The organism is Limosilactobacillus coleohominis (assembly GCF_016901675.1).
GTDB lineage: Bacteria > Bacillota > Bacilli > Lactobacillales > Lactobacillaceae > Limosilactobacillus > Limosilactobacillus intestinavium.
Genome location: NZ_JACJKU010000165.1, coordinates 1 through 998 on the forward strand (window position 1 = coordinate 1; position 998 = coordinate 998).

The 998-nt window shown below is 36.0% G+C and carries 1 protein-coding gene; it reads left to right on the top strand.

Annotated elements, in window-relative coordinates; all coding sequences use genetic code 11:
- The first annotated feature begins 246 nt into the window (after positions 1-246).
- On the top strand, positions 247-876 hold the full coding sequence (locus H5975_RS08330; RefSeq protein ID WP_204785626.1) for a M57 family metalloprotease: 630 nt from the start codon (positions 247-249) through the stop codon (positions 874-876).
- The last annotated feature ends 122 nt before the right edge of the window (positions 877-998 follow it).

The following is a 998-nucleotide window of genomic DNA, read 5'->3' on the forward strand; positions in this document are numbered from 1 at the left end:
TGGTGGCTTAATTCGAGACCAATGAAATGTTTAAATTGGCAAACACCAATTGAAGTCTTTTTTAGAAACTTACATGATAATTGTTAACTTATTTCTTGCAATCTGCCTTAATAAAAACGGCAAAGTTTGACAACCCCACATTTCGTGGGGTATTTTTATCTACATATTTATTAAGGATGTGATCTTATCAAACTTCGTAGGACTCTCACTACTTTAGCTTTTTATTTAGTAGTTTTTGGTGGGTTCATGTGGTTTTATAATGATAATCACCAGTTCCAACGACAGACAGATAATAGCATTACCTATTTAAAAACCGCACTGCATCAATTAGATACTCAAAGCAATGGTAAATCAAAAGCCAATACTAATGCACAGCATCAACAATCAACTATCGATAGCCAAAATGATGAGTTTCGTGGACGGTGGACCAATCGCGAAGCTACTATTTTCATCGATATGAATAATCAAGTTTTCAAACAAGCAATGGAAGAAGCTGTCCAAGCTTGGAACAACACTGGAGCTTTTAAGTTTCGAATCGTGAAGAGTCGTCAACAAGCTGATATTGTTGCTACAACTTCCAATAATCAAAATAACCAAGCAGCAGGATTAACAGAGATGAGTGTCAGCACAATGAGTGGGTACTTTACCAGCGGACATATCTATTTAAACAAGGCGTATTTATTAAATCCTGTTTATAATTACTCACATGAGAGAATCGTTAATACTGCTGAGCATGAGCTTGGTCATGCAATTGGGCTAAGCCACAATAACGCCCAATCAGTGATGCAACCGTCTGGATCATTTTTCTCAATTCAAAATACAGATGTTCAAGCCGTTAATAACCTGTACTCTAAAAAGCCTGAAAAATCAAACTAAATAAGGAGTGAGACGATGAAGGATGACGTGTACCCAAAAAGTTGGAAGTTGAATATTCTGGCTTAATAATTGAATAAATATTTTTCTAGGCAACTAGATACTGCTCATATTGAAGCGGTGTT